Genomic DNA, 14,892 nt, shown 5'->3' on the forward strand with positions numbered 1-14,892 from the left:
GACATGCGTGTTCTGATGGTCCTCACGCTGCTGATCCTCACCGCCGTCCCGGCGTCGGCCCACCCCACCGCCGAGACGATCACCGGCGGATCCACCGCACTGCACCCCGAGGGCATCGCCTGGGACCCGCTGCGGCGCACGTTCCTGCTCAGCTCGGTGCGCCACGGCACAGTGGAGGTCGTCAGGCCCGGCGGCACCACGAAAACGCTGATCAGCGATCCCCGGATGGTGTCCACGCTCGGCGTCCACGTGGTCCGCGACCGCGTCTACGTCGCGTACGGCGACATGGGCGTGGGCAGCCGGTCCACCCCGGACACCACCTACAAGGCCTCCGGTCTCGGCGTCTTCGACCTCGCCACCGGACGTCCGCTGCACGTCGTCGACCTCGCGATCGGCCCCGGCCCGCACGCCGCCAACGACGTCGCGGTCGACCGCGACGGCAACGCCTACGTCACCGACCCCGCCACCGACGCCCTCTACCGCGTCGACCCCCACGGCCACGCCACCGTCCTCGCCCGCGACCCCCGGTTCGGCAGCACCACCATCGGCCTGAACGGGATCGTTCGGCACCCCAACGGTTTCCTGCTCGCCGTCCGCTACGACACGGGCGCGCTGTTCAAGGTCACCCGTGGCGGCCAGGTCACCGAGATCACCCTCGACCGCCCGCTGGTCGGCGGCGACGGCATGGACCTGCGCCCGGACGGCTCGCTCGCCGTCGTCACCAACTCCCTCGGCGCACCAGGGGAAGCGGCCGTCAGCGTGCTGCGCTCGGACGACGGCTGGCGCACCGCCCGCACCACCCACCGCGCCGCGCCGTGGGCCGACGACGAGCCGACCACGATCACCCGGTCGCCGCACGGGAGCTTCGTCGTGGACGGCAACCTGGGCACGTTGGCCAGCGGCGCCGGAACGTCCGACGCGTATACGGTGCGGCGCTTCTCCGAATCCCGCTGACCTGCCGCGGGGCGCGGTGTCGCAAGAACCACACCACACCCCGCCGGACGCGGTGTTAGCGTCGCCAACCAACTGCGAGGACACCGGGGAGTGTTGCCGTGACGGCGCTGGAGGCGATCGTCGTCGTCCTGGCCGGTGTGTTCGCCGGTGGGATCAACACGGTGGTCGGTTCCGGCACGCTGGTGACGTTCCCGGTGCTGCTGGCCGTGGGCTACCCGCCGGTGGTGGCGAACGTCTCCAACAGCCTCGGCCTGGTGCCCGGCTCGCTCAGCGGCGCGTTCGGCTACCGGCGTGAGCTGGTCGGCCAGGCGGGACGGGTGAAGCGGCTGCTGCCCGCGTCGGTGCTCGGCGGGGTGGTCGGCGCGATCCTGCTCGTGGTGCTGCCCGAGGACGCGTTCGCCGCGATCGTCCCGGTGCTGATCGCCATCGCGCTGGTGCTGGTGATCGCCCAGCCGTGGCTCAACCGCAAGCTCGCCGAACGGCAGCGGCAGGAGCACGGCGGGCTCGCGCTGTGGATCGGCGTGTTCCTCGCGGGCATCTACGGCGGCTACTTCGGCGCGGCCCAGGGCGTGCTGGTGATGGGGCTCATGGGCGTGCTGATGAGCGAGCACATCCAGCGGATGAACGCCCTGAAGAACGTGCTGACCGCGTTCGTCAACCTGGTCGCGGGCGTGCTGTTCATCTTCATCGCGGACGTGGCGTGGCTCGCCGTGCTGCTGCTGGCGGTCGGCTCGGTCATCGGCGGTCAACTGGGCGCGAAGGTCGGCCGCCGACTCCCACCGGCCGCGTTGCGCGCGGTGATCGTGGTGGTGGGAGTCGTGGCCATCGCTCAGATGCTCACCCGGTGACAGCTCAGCCGGTGAAGGACGTGGCTGCGGCGAGGAAGGCGTCGTTCTCCTCCGGCTCGCCGATCGTCACGCGCGTGCCGTCACCGACGAACGCCCGCACCACCACCTTGTGCGCCAGGCAGTGCTCGTTGAACGCCGCCGTCCGCTCACCCAGCGGCAGCCACACGAAGTTCGCCTGCGACTCCGGCACCTCGAACCCGGCGGCCAGCAGCGCGTCCCGGACCCGCGTCCGCTCGGCCACGATCGCCCGGCACCGCGCCATCAGCTCGTCCTCGGCGTCCAACGACGCCAGCGCCGCGACCTGCGCCAGCGCGTTCACGCTGAACGGCACGTAGACCTTGCGCAGCGTCTCGGCCACGGCGGGCGACGCCACCGCGTACCCGACGCGCAGCCCGGCCAGCCCGTACGCCTTGGAGAACGTGCGCAGCACGGCCACGTTGTCCCGGCCCGCCGCCCACTGCGCCTTCGCCAGCTCGACGCCGTCCGGCACCCCCGGGTCGTCCACGAACTCCTTGTACGCCTCGTCGAGCACCACGAGCACGTCCGACGGCACGCGCTCGATGAACCGCTCGATCTCCGCCGCGCGCAACGCCGTGCCGGTCGGGTTGTTCGGGTTGCACACGAACACCAGCCGGGTCCGCGGCGTGATCGCGGCGGCCATCGCGTCCAGGTCGTGCTCGTGACCCCCGGTCAGCGGCACCCTGGTCTGCCGCGCGCCGACGACCGCCGTGACGATCGGGTACGCCTCGAACGAGCGCCACGCGAACAGGACCTCGTCCTCGCCGGTGCAGGTGGCCTGGATCAGCTGCTGGCACAGCGTCACCGAGCCGCAGCCCACGGCCAGCTGCCCGACCGGCACACCCAGCTTGTCGCCAAGCCGCGCCACGAGCTCGGTGGCGGCGGTGTCCGGGTAGCGGTTCACCGCCGTGGCCGCGTCCGCGATCGCCCGCACCACGCTGGGCAGCGGTCCGGCCGACACCTCGTTGCTGGCCAGCTTGATCGCGCCGGGGATGGTCCTGCCGGGCACGTACGCGGGCAGGGCCACGAGATCTGCGCGGGTTCGCACGGTCATCCAAGGGCTCCCTTCGGGGTTCTGAGCTGGACGTTAGCCCGTGGAAGACCCGGATGGGGCATACCTGCCGTACCGATGCTCACGTTGACTCCCGTTTACCCCTACGTGGAAGGGTTGGCCCATGACTGCTACCCGCACCGAGACGCTCTCCCTGACCGACGGCCGCGAGTTGAGGCTGACGGTCGCCGAGCCGGAGAACGCAATCCGCGGCGGCCTGGTCGTGCTCCACGAGGCACGCGGCGTGACCGACACCGTGCGCGGCCTGGTCAGCTCCCTCGCGGCCGAGGGGTGGCTGACCGTGGCTCCGCACCTCTACGACGAGGTGTCCGGCGACGAGGCGCCGGCCATGGTGAGCACCTTGTCCGGCGAGGACGTGCTGGCCGACACCGACGTCGCCTTCGTGTGGCTCGGGCAACAGGGCGTGAGCCAGGACCGGATGGGCGTCATGGGCTTCGACCTCGGCGGGTCGGTCGCGATGGTGGTCGCGGGGAGCCGGACCATCGGCGCCGCGGTCACGGTCGGCGGCGGCGGCATCCTGGAGCCGCTGGCCGAAGGGCTGCCGTCGCTGGTGGAGGTGGCGGAGGAGCTGACGTGCCCGTGGCTCGGCCTCTACGGGGACGACGACACCGAGATCGCGTTCAGCGACGTGGAGAAGCTGCGCGACGCGGCGGCGGCGGCCCCGGTGGCGACCGACGTGGTCCGGTTCTCCGACACCAGCCACCGGTTCGACACCACGCCGGGTGCGAGCGCGGAGGCGTGGCAGCGGGCGTTGAACTGGTTCGACTCGCACCTCCGCTGAGCAACTGGTCGGCGGCTTGGAACCGAACCGGCTTCCCGGTACATCTAAGGAGGGCGTCCGGAAGGGTCATTCGGTCGACGCGGCTAACGCGCGGTGGGCCTGCGGCGAAGCGCAGTGCAGGGGGTAGTGATGAGCGACGGGAACACGGTCTCATTCACGGCGGGTGCACCCACGGTGCAGATACCGCCGGGCTTCACGCTGTCCGGAGCGGCGCAGCCCGTCTTCGCGACGCAGGCGCCGGTGGGTGACGTGCCCGTCCCGGGCAACCCCGTCCTGGGCAACCCTGTCGCGGGCCAGCCCGTTGCCGCCCCACCTGCCCCCGCCCAGCCTGCCCCCGCGTCGCCGGTCGACCCGAGCGCCACCGTCACCCTCCCGGCCGGGTTCACCGGCGCCCCCGTGGCCGCCGCACCGATCTCGACCGCAGCGGTGCCGACCGAGCCGGCGGGTGCCGAACCGGCGGTGACGCCGCTCGCCGGGGAGAGCTTCGCGAAGGCCGCTCAGACCGACCTGGCCAAGGCCACCACGGCGCTCGACGCGGTGGACAAGCAGTCCGTCCAGCTCGACCTGGACAAGCAGGGCGTCGAGGACCTGGTCAAGCTGATCTCACAGGCCCGGAGCCTGGTCGACAACGTGCACAGCCGGGCGGTCAACAACCTCGACGTCGAGCTGAAGTTCGGCAACAACTGGGTGAGCGATGCGATCAGCCGCCGACTGCGCGAGGTCGCGGTGGGCAACGAGGAGTCCGCGGTCAAGGTGATCGGCGACTTCATGCAGGTGCTCTTCGAGGTCGAGGAGACCATCCGCGAAGCGGCGCGGAACCTGGAGCGCGCCGACGACGAAGCGGCGAACGCGTTCCGGTCGGCTGGGGAGGCCAAGGGCTGATGGGCGACAACAAGCACGGCGGCAACCACGGTGCTCACGGCGGCCAGGGCAACGGCGGTCACGGTCACGGCGGCGGTCATGGCGGTGGGCACGGCGGCGGCCAGGGCCACGACAAGCGCACCGACCTCGGCCAGAAGGTCGACTGGATGACCTACAGCCACCAGCAGCTGTGGGAGATGGTCAACACCGGCGTCGACCTCAAGGCCGCGAGCAGCGCCCAGACCGACTGGGCCACCGTGGGCAAGGCGCTCGGCGAGGTGCAGGAACTGCTGGCCAAGGCGATCGGCCGGTCCACCCAGGCGTGGGAGGGCGAGTCGGCCGAACGCGCCCGCGAGGCGCTGGAGTCGGTCGAGAAGTGGGCGCTGCACACCAGTGAGCACGCCGACAACGTGGCCAAGTGCATCGCCACCGAGATCGAGCACGTGCAGACGGCACGCGAGATGATGCCGCCGCCCGCACCCGCGCCGCCGATCGTCACGCCGGTCGCCGACGTGCCGTCCGCGCCGGTGGCCACCCCGACCCCGATCGCCACGCCCCGGTCGCCGCTGATCGGCCGCGGGATGGACGACCTGGGCTACCGGACGGTGTCCCCGGTCGCGGGGGACGGCCGCGTCGCCGGCCCGAGCCTCACCGCGCGGACGCCCGGCGCGTTCACCGGCATCGACACCATCGCCGCGCCCGCGGTCGACTCGGTGCTCACCGCCGACGCGACGCACCGCCAGGCCGCCGAGGTCATGGCGATGTTCCAGCTGAACTCGTACGAGGTCGACCGGACCGTGCCGTCGTTCAGCCCGCCGACCAACCCGGTCGCGCCGACCCCTCCGCCGACCCCGCCCGTGCTGCCGCCGACCACGCCGCCCGTGGCCGACGGCGGCGGTGGTGCGGCCGGCAACCCGGTCGTGGCGAACCCCGGCGGCCGGCGTCCTGACGGCACGTCCCCGCAGTCCGGTCGCGGTGGCTTCACCGGCGGCTCCACCGGTGGTGGCCGTGGCGGCTTCAGCGGGTTCACCGGAGGCGGCGGCGGTGGTGGTGGTCGCGGAGCCGTGTCCATGCCCACGCCGGTCGGCTCGGCCGGTGGCGGCTCGGGTCCGATGGCGGGTCCCGGCTCGGCCTCGGGCGCGCTCGGCGACCGGGGAGCCCCGGCCACCCCGGGCAACGTGACCAGCCAGTTCCAGGCGCCCAAGTCGGTGACGCCGCAGGCGGGCATGATCGGCGCCGCGCCGATGGCCGCCCCGCCGCCCGTCGCCGGCAGCGGCAGCGAGGACCGCGCCCGCAACCGGCCCAACTACCTGGAGGACGACGACAACGTCTTCGGCGTCGACCGCAAGGCCGCACCCCCGGTGATCGGCCTGTGACCGAGCGCGTCTTCCGGCTCAGCGAAGTGGAGTTCTTCCTGCTCTGGCAGGCCGTCCACCGCGACGCCCACCCGGTACCGCTCGGCACCAGGCACTTCGGGCACACCCAGCAGGAACGGGCCAGGCTGGTCGACACCGCGTCCCGCGACCTGGCGGCCCGGGGCCTGGGCACGGTCGAGCGGCCCGACGAGGAGCTGTACGGGCTGCTGCGCGGCCTGGCCGAGTTCGAGATCGGGCTGGAGGTGTTCTTCACGCTGCGCGGTGAACAGGCGCGCGGCCTGGCCACCGCCGCGTGGCACGGCGCGTTCGCGGGCCGGTTGGGCAGCCAGGTGCAGGTCGCCGGGTTCCGGCCGACCGCGCTGGCCGCCACCACGGTCAACACCCTGCCGCCCGCGCGGCCCGGCGGCGGTCGTTCGGTGAACGTGCGCTGGGACGACTACCTGGCCGCGGGCAAGGCGGGGGAGAGCGAGGGCAGCGAGGGTTTCCTCGACGTGCTGCGCGGCGCCGGCCTGCGCGAACCGGAGGCCAACACCCTGATGCGCGCCGTGACGACCCGCAGCGGCGGCGGCCAGGTCGGCGTGATCGCCCGCAACCGCGCGGGGTACCTGCACCCGACGGGTTCCGCGGTGTCGTGGCTCGACACCGCCGAGGGCCGCTACCTGGTGCGGCGGGACGACGGGTGGCTGGTCGTGGCGCCGGCGGACGCGCAGCGGTTGATCTCCGCCGTCGAGGGACTGGTGGCAGGCGCCGGCCGGAACTGATCCGGTGTGTGGATGCCTGCTGTGGTTCCCGGCCGTCCGATCGGCTAGGAACTTCAGGTATGACCGAGATGCGTGCCGGCGCCGCCGCCGGCGAGGCGGAACTCCTGTGGCGTCCGGACCCCGATCGGGTCCAGGACAGCCGGATGACCGCGTTCCGCTCCTGGCTGGCCGACGCCAAGGGGCTGGACTTCCCCGACTACGAGTCGCTGTGGGAGTGGTCCACGTCCGACCTGGAGGGGTTCTGGGGCGCGGTCGCGGAGTTCTTCGAGGTGGTGTTCCACAGCCCGCCCACGCGCGTGCTGGAGGCTCCGGTGATGCCGGGGGCGGTCTGGTTCCCCGGCGCCACGCTGAACTACGCCGAGCACGCCCTGAGGGGACCGGACGGTGACCTGGCGGTGGTGTTCCACCGTGAGGACGGCTTGTCGTCGCAGTTGACCTACGGGGAGCTGCGTCGCCGGGTGGCCGCCGTGCGCGCCGGGTTGGTGGAGCTGGGCGTCCGCCCGGGTGACCGGGTGGTGGCGTTGGTGCCGAACTCGCCGGAGGCGCTGATCGCGTTCCTGGCGGCGGCGTCGCTCGGCGCGACCTGGTCGTCGTGCTCGCCGGACTTCGGGGCGCGGGCGATCGCGGACCGGTTCACCCAGATCTCCCCGACCGTGCTGGTGACCGTGGACGGGTACCGGTACAACGGGCGGGCGTTCGACGTGCGGCCGACGGTGGAGAAGCTGAGGGCGGAGATCCCGTCCCTGCGCGCCACCGTGATGGTCGACTACGTCGGCGGCACCCCGCTTCCCGGGGTCGTCACCTGGGACTCCCTGCTGGCGACGCACGACGGCGCCGAGTTGGCGTTCGAGCCGGTGCCGTTCGACCACCCGTTGTGGGTTTTGTACTCGTCCGGGACCACGGGGTTGCCGAAGGGGATCGTGCAGGGGCACGGCGGCATCGTCGTGGAGCACCTGAAGATGCTCGCCCTGCACAGCGACCTCGGGCCGGGAGACCGGTTCTTCTGGTTCACCACCACCGGCTGGATGATGTGGAACTTCCTCGTCTCCGGCCTGCTCGTCGGGTCCACGATCGTGCTGTACGACGGCAGCCCCGCGCACCCGGACCTCAACGTCCTCTGGCACCTGGCGGAACAGCACCGCGTGACGTACTTCGGGACGTCCGCGCCGTACATCCAGTCGTGCCTGAAGGACGACCTGCGCCCGGCGTCCCGCTACGACCTCACCGCGCTGCGCGTGGTCGGGTCCACCGGCGCGCCCCTGACCCCCGAGGGCTTCCGCTGGATCGCGTCGGCGGTCGGGTCGGACGTCCAGATCGCCTCGGTCTCCGGCGGAACGGACCTCTGCACCGCCTTCGTGGCGGCGGCCCCGGACCTGCCGGTCTGGCTGGGTGAACTGTCCTGCCGGGCGCTGGGGGCCGCGGTCGAGTCCTACGACGAATCGGGGGAGCCCGTGGTCGAGGAGGTGGGCGAACTGGTGATCACCAAGCCCATGCCGTCGATGCCGGTGTTCTTCTGGGGTGACGAGGACGGGACGAAGCTCCACGACGCGTACTTCGCCACGTTCGAGGGCGTTTGGCGGCACGGAGACTGGATCCGCGTCACCGACAGGGGTTCGGCGGTCATCTACGGCCGCAGCGACTCGACCCTGAACCGAGGCGGGGTCCGGATGGGCACCAGCGAGTTCTACCGGGTGGTCGAGGGCCTGCCCGGTGTCGCGGACTCGCTCGTCATCGACACGTCAGGCGCCGGCCAGACCGACGGGGAGCTGTTGTGCTTCCTGGTCCTGGACCCGGGCGTGACCCTGGACACCCTCGAACCGCGGTTGCGGGCGGAACTGCGGACCAACCTGTCCCCGCGGCACGTGCCGAACCGGTTCGTGGCCGTCGAGGAGATCCCGAGGACGCTCAACGGCAAGAAGTGCGAGGTCCCGGTGAAGAAGATCCTGGCGGGCACTCCGCCGGAGCGGGCGGTCAGCCTCGACGCCCTCCGCAACCCGGCAGCGCTGAACCCATTCCTCGATCTGGCACGAGACCTACCTCACCCCATCACCCCCTGACCTGGCCCTGAACGCCCCCCTCGGTGCTGTGGCATGCCCCCTGACCAGGGCAGACACCGCAAGGAGGGGGGCGTTTTGCTAGGGCGGTGGGGTCATGTGTAATCTATGCGTCGTAGCCGAGGGCTCCGGGAGGCTTCGCCTAGTCTGGTCTATGGCGCCGCACTGCTAATGCGGTTTGGGTTTATCGCCCATCCCGGGTTCAAATCCCGGAGCCTCCGCAACACCCGGCTTCGGCCGGGTGACAACTGAATACGATGCGCTCGTAGCTCAACGGATAGAGCATCTGACTACGGATCAGAAGGTTGCAGGTTCGAATCCTGCCGAGCGCACCAGGGTAAGTACAGGTCAGGGCCTTGTTTCGGTTAACGGAACGGGGTCCTGATTTGTGTTGTGGGGGGCTGCTGTCTCACATCTTCACACGAACGCTCGTACTGCTGCTCAGCCGTAGAGCTTGCCGAGCGCCTCGGTGCCCGTGTTGAGATCCTGATCACTCGCGTGAACGTAGGTCGAGTACGTGAACGCCGTGTCGTAGTGCCCGGCCCACTTGCTGACGATCGAGATCGGGACTCCGGCCTTCTCCATCAGGCTCAGCGCCGTGTGCCGTCCTTCGTGCAGGACGATCCGCTTCACGCCGGCTCGCTTCGCCAGTCGCCCGAACTCGTCGGAGTACCACTCGGGGTGCACTGGCTCGCCGACCTCGTCCACAACGACGTAGCCGCTGTTCCTGTACCCCTCGCCGACCGCCAGCTTCTTCTCGGCCTGCTTGACCTTGAGCGTGTGCAGGGCCGACGCCGCCGCGAGGTCGAGCGGGAGCTTGCGGAACCCGTTCTCCGACTTGGGCGGGACGATCAACACCTTGCCCTCAACCAGCACGCGTGCCTGCTGGACGTGCACGGTCGCTGTGCCCTCGATGTAGCAGTCCACGCACCACTTCACCTCGTGCGTGCTGCACGCCTTGGCGAACGTGCCGAAGTCGACGTCCTCGTCCCACCGCAGCCCGAGCACCTCACCGCGGCGAAGCCCGTACAGGGTGAGCCGCCAGGCCGCGTCCAACCGGTCCTCCTTGGCCTTCAGGAGGAACAGTCGCACCTCGTCCTTCGACCAGGTGTCGGGCTTCGTCGGCTTGTACTTCGGTGGCTTCACCAGCTTGGCGACGTTGCGCGCTACCAGTCCCTCCAGCGTCGCCATCTCGAACGCGGCCGTGAGCCTGCCCAACGTCAACCGCACGCTGCGCGGCCCCAGCCCTGTCCCCCGCTTGCCACCACGACGCCTTCCCTCCGTCTGCATCCAGGTGACCATCCGCTCGATGTCGGCCTTGGTGACCTTCTGGATCGGTGTGGCGCCCAACTGCTCGCGGACGGGTCGGAGCGCGTCCCGGTAGCTGCGCTTGCTGGACGCCCGAAGGTCGCGCGTCGCACCCTCCAACCACCCATCGAGGTACTCGCCGACCGTGACCTTGCTGGGCCGGATGTAGGTGCCCTCGTTGACCTTGTGACGGGTCTTGTCGTACTCGACGCGGGCCTCGCGCTTGGTGTCGAACGTGAACGTCTTCTGCTGCCGCTTGCCCGTCGCCGGGTCGCGGCCGATGTCCACAACGAACCGATATCTCACCGTCCCGTCCTTCAACGTAATCTTCTTGATCGGGTCACTCACTCGTCCTCCTCCGTCGGTCCCACTGGTTCGATTGGTTTCACGATCAGCCCACGCCGATCAAGCTCGGCCTGGACCTGCTGTGACAGCAGTCTGGTGATGTGCCCGCGGCGGGCCTGGCGCTCGTTGATGTCGATGTCGCCGAGGTCGGCCAGCTGGGCGTCCCGCTCGTCGGTGAGCGTCCGTCCCCAGAGCTTCTGAGCGACGTCGACCACCGCCTTGGGCGAGACCCCGAGCCGGTTGGCCAGGGTGTTGTCCGCTTCGGTCCCCTGCACTTTGGCCGCGAACCACGCCTCACCCTTAGCCCGGATCGCGGACAGCCCGAACAGCTCGTCCCGGCGTGTCTTCGGATCCCACTGCTCCGACCGCCCACCGGCGGCGATTCCCCGGATGAAGTCCTTGATCAGTGGTCGGCTCAGGGTGAAGTGCTCGGCGACAGCCACCGGCCCGTCACCTTCGAACAGCTCCGCCAGCTCCACGTTGAATGTGTGAGCGATCAACAGCACGTCGGCGAAGTTCGGGTTGGGCCGCTCACCGGCCTCCAGCGCCGCGATCTTGCTGCGGCTGAAGGGGATGCCCCGCCGCGAGAACAACCGAGCCGTCTCGTGCTGGGTGAGCCGCGCGCGCTTCCGCAGGCGCTCCAGGTTCTCCCCGACGACGGCCCCGACCGACTGCGGCTCTGTCACCTCGCCGAGTATGCCAGCTCGTCGGTTCGCTTGACAGACAGACGAACATCGACGCACACTCGAATGGAGTAATGGCAGCTCGACGATCAGGGGGGATCGTTCGATGACCAGGCAGAACAAGGACCCATGGCGCCCGACGCTCGATGAGGTCAGGCGGTGGCCCGCGACAGTGAACGTCGCGAAGGCGGCGAGTGCGTTCGGCATCTCACGCAGTCACGCCTACGAACTGATCACCACCGGGGACTTCCCAGCCAGAGTGATCAAACTCCGCACCAGCTACCGCGTCGTGACGGCGTCGATCATCCGCAACTTGTCGGACGACACGGCATAAGGTCTCCGACTGAACCATCTCGAGTCCTGTCCTGGGTGTGACCGGAGGAGCGGTGTTGCGGACGACGGTGCGCTTCTTCGGCTACGTCGAGGATGACGTGGACGAGGTGGTCGAGATCGGTCTGGCGGAGAGCGACGACGGGGCCGGCTTCGTGTTGCTGATCCAGCGGACCGACTACGAGCCGGACGAGCAGGACATCGCCCTGGGCATGGACACCTACTGCTTGGTCAGCGGTGGCCGGACGCACTACGGCGGCGTGCTGCGCGCGGCTCGCGATGGGAACACCCTCCACCTCCGGATCGCCGCAGATGCCGCGTCGCTGCTCGATCTGCCGGAGCAGCTCGCGATCACGCTGGACGGCCCGGCCGACGACGTAGCCGCGTTCTTCACGGGTCTGCCGGGAGTTCTGGACTGGGGCCGTCCGGCCGACCGCCCGGTTCTGGTGAACCTGCGCTGATGTCTTGTCACTCCTGTCCTCGGACTTCACCGGGAGCAGGTCGATCGGGCTGGTGACTACGAGTCGGTCGTCCGTGGTCGCGATACTTCGACGACCTCGAACAGATCGTCGAACTGCCTGTCCAGTGCGCTCAGCGCTCCGCCGATGAACGCCGGACCCGGCTGAAGCTGGCCCTTGATCACACGGCCGACCGTGGACCGGTCGAGGCCCATCGCCTTGGCCAGAGCGTAGTCCGAGTGCAGTCGCGCGGACCGCACGGCTTGGAGGAATGGGGCGGTGCGAAGCCTGACTGTGTATGACATCGCTGTGTCAGCGGTTCTTCCGGTCGTAGGCATCGCCCCACCGGGCGAAGACCGCGCGCGACTGCTTGGCGTCGAGCGCCAGGCGTTCCAACTGCCGCATCTTGGCCTCGTAAGCGAGGACGACGTCAGGGGCGTCGTGGAAGACGGTCGCGGTGTCGTTCTCCGCGTACGCAACCGGCTTGATCGGCGCCGCGAAGGTCATCAGTGCGGCCGGGTGCCGCAGGCATGCATAAGCCTGGCTCGCCATCGGAATCACTCGAACGCTCATCTGAGCCCAGCCACACATCAAGGTCAGGTGCAGCATCTGGTCTCGCATCACCTGGTCGCCTCCGACAACCAGCCGGATCGCCGCCTCGTGGACGAACAGAACCGTCAGTGGTCCGCCCGGTCGCCCCAGCGCCTCTTGCCGCGAAATGCGCGCCTTGACCACGGATGCGTTGCCGACCAGCGTGCGTGCGTAGTCCTCGGTCTGCGCCAGGCTGGGAATCGTCAACGGCTCATACGCCGTCACGGTGCGCGCCGTCTGCTCGTGCACGGACAGCGCCAGCAGTGAGTCGGGGGAGCCGCCGTGCAGTCGCAGGAAGCTGCCTGACTCCGCCTCACTCGCGATGGCCAGGACACGGTCGCGGGTCGGCTTGTCCGCACCACAGCGACCCATCAGTGTGCTGATCTCGCACAGACTCGTGCCCCGGCTGCCGGTCTCCAGCTTGCTGAGCTTGCCCACCGACCACCCCAGCGCCTCGGCGAGGAACGCAGACGACAACCTGGCCCGGTGACGGACACGGCGTAGCTCCTCACCCAACTCCCGGCTACGGGCCGTGCTCAGCCGAGCCGTCTGCTTCTCCTCGATCGCGGTCTCCATGGCACCCCTTCGTCACGTGGACGGCTTGCCGAGCCATGAGATCGTTTGGGTGCGTGGACGCGGCAGATGACATTCGATGACATCGCGGAAAGGCGGCATGGAGTGGTTCGCGACATCACCATCACCGGAACGCGCTCCATCTCAGATGAAGACGACGACCGCCTTCAAGCACTCTTCCGCGACTACCTGCTGCCCTTCGCGACCGCGCACTTCTACATCGGAGGTGCCGTCGGCATCGACACGGCCACGCTGGATTGGCTGGCCGAGCACACGTCGGCAACCTTGACCGTGGTCGTGCCCTGCACAGTCGCTGACCAGCCTCAACCGGCTTCCTCATCAATCGAGCGATGGCGTGCACGCACCCGCCTGACCGAGGTGATCGAGCTGGCCGCACCAGCCCTCGGCACCCCGGCCTACCACGCCCGCAACGCGTACATGGTCGACCGCAGCGAGTTCGTCATTGGCTTTCCGTTGGGCACAGAGCGAACTTCCGGGACCTGGCACACGCTGAACTACGCAGCCGATCGGGGAAAGCCACGGTTGGTGGTACCGGTCTGACGGAGAATGGGTGCTCTAATGCATCCGTGACCGCCGTCGAAGGTGAACTGGGAGCCGCCGGCCTGCGCAGGCTGCGCGAATCACGCGGCTGGTCCTGGGCCGACCTGGCTCGCGCCCTGCGCCACACCGCCCGTGACCTCGGCATGGGATCACCGGCCACCCTCCCGGTGTCCAGCATCCAGCGCACCGTCGCCCGTTGGGAAAGCCCGACGGACCGCACGAAGCCCGGAGACCGCTACCAGTACCTCCTCGCGCGGATCTATTCGAAGACCCCGACCGGAGCATCAGCACTCGGCCCTGACTCCGACTTCGCCAAGCTGCTGGACGTCCTGCGCGACTTCGGTACCTCGCCCCAGCGGATCGACCGACTTGTCGATTCCATCACACACGCGAACGTGAGCAGCCAACCAACGCCGGCGCAGCCGACTGAAGACCTGGTCGACCACTTGGCCGTGACCGTCGCCGACCTCAACCAGCAGGTCGGCTCCACCCCGTTCGTTCGCCTCCAACTGCTCTTGGCGCCGGTCCTCCACACGTGCCGCAAGCTGCTGATCCAGCCGCAACCCACCACTGAGCTGCTCATGCTGGCCACCGATGCCTATGCGCTCGCCGCCCGCCTGGCCTTCGAGACCCGCGACGATGAAGTAGCTGTGGCGCTCTACCGCAATGCCGAAGTCACTGCGGCACGCCTACTCGACCGCAGCCGCCTGGCGGCCGTGCGCACGAGCCACACGATGGTCACCTTGCACGCCACCGACGACCTGAACGCCGCTCTCCAGCTGGCCCGGGCGGCCACCGTCGACGCCCACCGCGGCTCCAGCCACGCCATCCGAGCCCGAGCCCATGCCGTCCACGCCGAGGTCCAAGCCCGCGCCGGCAACTCAACGAACGCAACCGTGGCCCTCGACCGCGCACGTCAGACCATCGAACAGCTCTCGGTAGGCGATCCCTTCGCGGCCTTCAACGCCGACCGAGTCAGCGGCTTCGAAGGTCTGTGCGCCCTCTACGGCGGCCAAGCACACCGTGCCGACGACTTACTCACCCGCTCGCTGTCCGGCCTCACCGGCGCACGCGACGCGGTTCAGCGGGGCATCGGCGCTACCGATCTCGCCTTGGCCCGTCTCCACCTCGGCGACGCCGAAGCCTGCGTCACCCTCCTCCACGAAGCCGTGGACATCACCGCCACCACGGGCGGTCGAGTACCGGCCCAGCGCATCGGTCTTGCTCGCAGGCGCCTACGACCGTGGCGCGAGGAGCCCTTCGTAGCCGAGTTGGACGATCACATCCACGACACTCTGCTCGGCCGATAGCAGTTCTC

At 69.7% G+C, this 14,892-nt stretch carries 15 protein-coding genes and 2 tRNA genes; 12 read left to right on the forward strand and 5 right to left on the reverse strand.

Annotated features, from left to right (window positions below; genetic code table 11):
• Positions 1 to 3 precede the first annotated feature (3 nt).
• Together ACRAKI_RS00850 and ACRAKI_RS00855 are read left to right on the forward strand one after the other, a co-directional pair.
• Positions 4 to 954, forward strand: coding sequence for an SMP-30/gluconolactonase/LRE family protein (locus ACRAKI_RS00850; RefSeq protein WP_447005139.1), 951 nt, complete (start codon positions 4 to 6; stop codon positions 952 to 954).
• Between the two features lie 98 nt (positions 955 to 1,052).
• Positions 1,053 to 1,802, forward strand: a complete 750-nt coding sequence (locus ACRAKI_RS00855; RefSeq protein ID WP_447005140.1) for a sulfite exporter TauE/SafE family protein — start codon at positions 1,053 to 1,055, stop codon at positions 1,800 to 1,802.
• A gap of 4 nt (positions 1,803 to 1,806) precedes the next feature.
• Here ACRAKI_RS00855 and hisC read toward each other — a convergent pair whose 3' ends face one another.
• A complete protein-coding gene (gene hisC / locus ACRAKI_RS00860; protein WP_447005141.1) occupies positions 1,807 to 2,874 on the reverse strand; it encodes a histidinol-phosphate transaminase in 1,068 nt (355 codons plus the stop codon).
• A gap of 121 nt (positions 2,875 to 2,995) precedes the next feature.
• Here hisC and ACRAKI_RS00865 point away from each other — a divergent pair, with 121 nt between their 5' ends.
• From ACRAKI_RS00865 to ACRAKI_RS00895, 7 genes are all read left to right on the forward strand, one after another.
• On the forward strand, positions 2,996 to 3,673 hold the full coding sequence (locus tag ACRAKI_RS00865; RefSeq protein WP_447005142.1) for a dienelactone hydrolase family protein: 678 nt from the start codon (positions 2,996 to 2,998) through the stop codon (positions 3,671 to 3,673).
• A gap of 174 nt (positions 3,674 to 3,847) precedes the next feature.
• The gene (locus ACRAKI_RS00870) at positions 3,848 to 4,555 is read left to right on the forward strand and encodes a hypothetical protein (protein WP_447005143.1); all 708 of its coding nucleotides are present in this window, start codon (positions 3,848 to 3,850) and stop codon (positions 4,553 to 4,555) included.
• Complete coding sequence (locus tag ACRAKI_RS00875; protein ID WP_447005144.1) at positions 4,555 to 5,910, forward strand: PPE domain-containing protein; 1,356 nt, start codon at positions 4,555 to 4,557, stop codon at positions 5,908 to 5,910. Before ACRAKI_RS00870 ends, ACRAKI_RS00875 begins: the two co-directional genes overlap by 1 nt.
• A complete protein-coding gene (locus tag ACRAKI_RS00880; protein WP_447005145.1) occupies positions 5,907 to 6,671 on the forward strand; it encodes an ESX secretion-associated protein EspG in 765 nt (254 codons plus the stop codon). Before ACRAKI_RS00875 ends, ACRAKI_RS00880 begins: the two co-directional genes overlap by 4 nt.
• 59 nt (positions 6,672 to 6,730) lie before the next feature.
• Complete coding sequence (locus ACRAKI_RS00885; RefSeq protein ID WP_447005146.1) at positions 6,731 to 8,728, forward strand: acetoacetate--CoA ligase; 1,998 nt, start codon at positions 6,731 to 6,733, stop codon at positions 8,726 to 8,728.
• Between the two features lie 128 nt (positions 8,729 to 8,856).
• A tRNA-Ser gene (locus ACRAKI_RS00890) sits at positions 8,857 to 8,946 on the forward strand.
• A 38-nt stretch (positions 8,947 to 8,984) separates the two neighbouring features.
• A tRNA-Arg gene (locus ACRAKI_RS00895) sits at positions 8,985 to 9,060 on the forward strand.
• A gap of 106 nt (positions 9,061 to 9,166) precedes the next feature.
• On the opposite strand, the gene ACRAKI_RS00900 is transcribed toward ACRAKI_RS00895, so the two are convergent.
• Together ACRAKI_RS00900 and ACRAKI_RS00905 are read right to left on the reverse strand one after the other, a co-directional pair.
• Entirely contained in the window at positions 9,167 to 10,381 is a 1,215-nt protein-coding gene (locus ACRAKI_RS00900) for a tyrosine-type recombinase/integrase (protein ID WP_447005147.1), read from the reverse strand.
• Entirely contained in the window at positions 10,378 to 11,268 is an 891-nt protein-coding gene (locus ACRAKI_RS00905; protein ID WP_447005148.1) for a helix-turn-helix transcriptional regulator, read from the reverse strand. The genes ACRAKI_RS00900 and ACRAKI_RS00905 overlap by 4 nt, the downstream gene beginning before the upstream one ends.
• 179 nt (positions 11,269 to 11,447) lie before the next feature.
• Here ACRAKI_RS00905 and ACRAKI_RS00910 point away from each other — a divergent pair, with 179 nt between their 5' ends.
• Positions 11,448 to 11,852 (forward strand): Imm10 family immunity protein, encoded by a 405-nt coding sequence (locus ACRAKI_RS00910; protein WP_447005149.1) that lies wholly within the window; start codon positions 11,448 to 11,450, stop codon positions 11,850 to 11,852.
• A gap of 56 nt (positions 11,853 to 11,908) precedes the next feature.
• On the opposite strand, the gene ACRAKI_RS00915 is transcribed toward ACRAKI_RS00910, so the two are convergent.
• The gene (locus tag ACRAKI_RS00915) at positions 11,909 to 12,109 is read right to left on the reverse strand and encodes a transcriptional regulator (protein WP_447005150.1); all 201 of its coding nucleotides are present in this window, start codon (positions 12,107 to 12,109) and stop codon (positions 11,909 to 11,911) included.
• A gap of 52 nt (positions 12,110 to 12,161) precedes the next feature.
• Positions 12,162 to 13,016, reverse strand: coding sequence for a helix-turn-helix domain-containing protein (locus tag ACRAKI_RS00920; RefSeq protein ID WP_447005151.1), 855 nt, complete (start codon positions 13,014 to 13,016; stop codon positions 12,162 to 12,164).
• Positions 13,017 to 13,082: 66 nt separating this feature from the next.
• Here ACRAKI_RS00920 and ACRAKI_RS00925 point away from each other — a divergent pair, with 66 nt between their 5' ends.
• Positions 13,083 to 13,574: a hypothetical protein gene (locus ACRAKI_RS00925; protein ID WP_447005152.1), complete on the forward strand. Its 492-nt coding sequence runs from the start codon at positions 13,083 to 13,085 to the stop codon at positions 13,572 to 13,574.
• Positions 13,575 to 13,600: 26 nt separating this feature from the next.
• The gene (locus ACRAKI_RS00930) at positions 13,601 to 14,884 is read left to right on the forward strand and encodes a hypothetical protein (protein WP_447005153.1); all 1,284 of its coding nucleotides are present in this window, start codon (positions 13,601 to 13,603) and stop codon (positions 14,882 to 14,884) included.
• The last annotated feature ends 8 nt before the right edge of the window (positions 14,885 to 14,892 follow it).

This window comes from Saccharothrix isguenensis, assembly GCF_052936305.1.

What these genes read in the sequence shown, in the direction of transcription:
- ACRAKI_RS00865 (WP_447005142.1), top strand. Translation starts at nt 2,996, where the DNA reads ATGACTGCTACCCGCACCGAGACGCTCTCCCTGACCGACGGCCGCGAG.
- ACRAKI_RS00850 (WP_447005139.1), top strand. Translation starts at nt 4, where the DNA reads ATGCGTGTTCTGATGGTCCTCACGCTGCTGATCCTCACCGCCGTCCCG.
- hisC (WP_447005141.1), bottom strand. Translation starts at nt 2,874, where the DNA reads ATGACCGTGCGAACCCGCGCAGATCTCGTGGCCCTGCCCGCGTACGTG.
- ACRAKI_RS00925 (WP_447005152.1), top strand. Translation starts at nt 13,083, where the DNA reads ATGACATTCGATGACATCGCGGAAAGGCGGCATGGAGTGGTTCGCGAC.
- ACRAKI_RS00875 (WP_447005144.1), top strand. Translation starts at nt 4,555, where the DNA reads ATGGGCGACAACAAGCACGGCGGCAACCACGGTGCTCACGGCGGCCAG.
- ACRAKI_RS00885 (WP_447005146.1), top strand. Translation starts at nt 6,731, where the DNA reads ATGACCGAGATGCGTGCCGGCGCCGCCGCCGGCGAGGCGGAACTCCTG.
- ACRAKI_RS00920 (WP_447005151.1), bottom strand. Translation starts at nt 13,016, where the DNA reads ATGGAGACCGCGATCGAGGAGAAGCAGACGGCTCGGCTGAGCACGGCC.
- ACRAKI_RS00905 (WP_447005148.1), bottom strand. Translation starts at nt 11,268, where the DNA reads ATGCCGAACGCACTCGCCGCCTTCGCGACGTTCACTGTCGCGGGCCAC.